Here is a 2,552-nt window from a genome sequence, read left to right as displayed (position 1 = left end):
CAAATGTCGCGCAAAGGAGCACGGTAATGAACATGGGGAACAACACATCCGCTCCCTTGGTGATGCAAGCCAAGGGCATCGTCAAACGCTACGGCCAGGTCACAGCGCTGGACGGCACCGACTTTGAATTGCGCGCGGGCGAAATTTTGGCGGTGATTGGCGACAACGGTGCTGGCAAATCGTCGCTGATCAAAGCCTTGTCCGGGGCCACCGTACCCGACGAAGGTGCGCTGCTGCTGGACGGCCAGCCGGTGCACTTCAAAAGCCCCATCGACGCGCGCCGTGCTGGCATTGAAACCGTTTACCAAGACCTGGCGGTGGCGCCTGCCATGAGCATTGCAGAAAACCTGTTTTTGGGTCGCGAAATTCTCAAGCCCGGCCTGCTGGGGCAATGGCTGCGCCTGTTGGACAAGAAAGAAATGCTGGCGCAAGCCATTGCCCGCATGAACGACCTCAAGGTCGGCATTCGCTCCATGACGCAAGCGGTGGAAACCCTCTCAGGTGGCCAGCGCCAGTGTGTGGCGGTGGCACGGGCGGCCGCGTTTGCCCGGCATGTGGTCATCATGGACGAGCCTACCGCCGCGCTGGGCGTGAAAGAAGGCAACATGGTGCTGGAGCTGATTCGCCGCGTGCGCGACAAAGGTCTGCCGGTGATTTTGATCAGCCACAACATGCCGCATGTGTTTGAGGTGGCCGACCGCATCCACATCCAGCGCCTGGGCAAACGTGCGGCGGTGGTCAACCCCAAAACCATCAGCATGAGCGACACCGTGGCGGTGATGACGGGAGCCAAAACGGTGGATGAGTTGCCCGCCGAGGCGCACGCCTGATGACCGCCCTGCTCTGCCTTCATCCCATCTTTTAATCTCACCCCAAGGCACGCCATGCTCAAAGGAATTCCACCCCTGCTCACGCCCGAGCTGCTCAAACTCATGATGGAAATGGGGCACGACGACGCCCTGGTGCTGGCTGATGCCAACTTCACCGCCATGAGCCTGGCCGCTGGCAAACCCGTGATCCGGCTGCCCGGCACCGGCATGGTGCAGGTGGTGGAAGCCATCACCACGCTGCTGCCGCTGGCCAGCGACGTGCCGCACCCGGCCGCTTTCATGGTCGTGTCTGGCCAGCCCGCCGGCTACCGCTCTGCCCTGCAGCGCGAAGTGTGCCAACTTTTATCTACCCAAATGCTGCCCAACCAAAGTACAGAGGGCGTAGAGCGCTATGCTTTTTATGAGCGGACGCGGGCTGCTTATGCCGTCGTTCTGACCGGTGAAGCCCAGCCTTTTGGAAATTTCATTTTGCGCAAAGGGGTGATCGGCGAAAATCTGCGCCCATGACCCCCACGCGCCCCGCCCCACCTGAACCCCCTACCCTGCTGCGACCGCGCGGCTCCAACCATGTGGGCATGCGCCAGTTCAACGAACGGGTGGTGCTGCAAGCCATTCGCCTACACGGCAGCTTGCCCAAAGCCGACCTGGCACGCCTGACTGGCCTGACCGCCCAAACCATTGGCCTGATCACCACCCGGCTGGAAGAAGATGGCCTGATCCTGAAACAAGACCGGGTGCGTGGCCGCATTGGCCAGCCGTCGGTGCCACTCACACTCAACCCAGACGGTGCGTTTGCCATTGGCATCAAGGTTGGGCGGCGCAGTGCCGACTGGCTGCTGGTGGACTTTTGTGGTCAGGTGCGCCAGCGCCTGAGTCTGGACTACGTGTTTCCTGAAGCAACCACCTTGCTGCCCACCATGGCCGCGCACATGCAGCGCCTGCACCACGAGCTGGGTAGCCTGCGCGATCGACTGGTGGGTGTGGGTGTGGCCGCACCGTTTCAGCTGGGCGGCTGGCATCGCATGCTGGGCTTGTCTGACGCCCAGTCGCAAGCCTGGAACCAAATCGATCTGCGTGCCCAGGTGCAGGGCATGACCCAGGTGCCGGTCAGCTTTGCCAAAGACACCTCGGCCGCGTGCGTGGCCGAGCTGGTGCAAGGCCGTGGCCGCGACCTGAAAAACTTCCTTTACCTGTTTGTGGACACTTTTGTGGGTGGCGGGCTGGTGATCAACTCGCATCTGCATGGCGGCGTGCATGGCAATGCCGGTGCTGTGGCCTCACTGCCCATGGGCTTGGCTGACAGGTCAAACACAGCACAGCCGCCCGCGCAGCTGATTGGCCAAGCCTCGCTTTGGGAACTGGAGCAGCGCTTTACGGCACGCGGGCTTGACCCCCATGCGGCTTACGACGCGCGTGCGCTTGAGCCGCCCTTTGAGTCAGAGACGCAGGGCTGGGTCAGCACCGCCGCCAATGCCCTGGCACACACCGTGGTCAGCGGCACGGCTTTTTTGGACATTGATGCGGTGGTGGTTGACGGCTCTTTCAGCCGCGCCTTGTTGGCGCAACTGATTGCCGCCACCCAAGCCGCCCTGGCTCGCTACAACTGGGAAGGCCTGTGGAGCGCCAATGTGATCTCAGGTCTGGCCGGCCCCGACGCCCGCGCCCTGGGCGGTGCCCTGATGCCGCTGCACGCCAACTTTGCGCCTGATCAAGATTTGTTTT

General features: G+C 62.5%; 3 protein-coding genes. All 3 read left to right on the top strand.

Annotated elements, in window-relative coordinates:
* Positions 1 to 32 precede the first annotated feature (32 nt).
* Positions 33 to 830 carry an ATP-binding cassette domain-containing protein gene (locus PHT20_RS16670; protein WP_301021413.1) on the top strand — a complete coding sequence of 266 codons (798 nt, stop codon included), beginning with the start codon at positions 33 to 35 and terminating at the stop codon, positions 828 to 830.
* A 54-nt stretch (positions 831 to 884) separates the two neighbouring features.
* Positions 885 to 1,337: an RbsD/FucU domain-containing protein gene (locus tag PHT20_RS16665; RefSeq protein WP_301021412.1), complete on the top strand. Its 453-nt coding sequence runs from the start codon at positions 885 to 887 to the stop codon at positions 1,335 to 1,337.
* A partial coding sequence (locus tag PHT20_RS16660; protein ID WP_301021411.1) for an ROK family transcriptional regulator occupies positions 1,334 to 2,552 on the top strand: 1,219 nt, incomplete at its 3' end. The genes PHT20_RS16665 and PHT20_RS16660, both read left to right, overlap by 4 nt.

It is taken from the genome of Rhodoferax sp. (assembly GCF_028715765.1).
Classification (GTDB): Bacteria; Pseudomonadota; Gammaproteobacteria; order Burkholderiales; family Burkholderiaceae_C; genus Rhodoferax.
Note: the sequence above shows the minus strand (reverse complement) of the source record. Positions and strands in the feature narration are given on the sequence as shown.

Coding starts and splice junctions, on each gene's coding strand:
- PHT20_RS16665 (WP_301021412.1), top strand. CDS start 885: ATGCTCAAAGGAATTCCACCCCTGCTCACGCCCGAGCTGCTCAAACTC.
- PHT20_RS16670 (WP_301021413.1), top strand. CDS start 33: ATGGGGAACAACACATCCGCTCCCTTGGTGATGCAAGCCAAGGGCATC.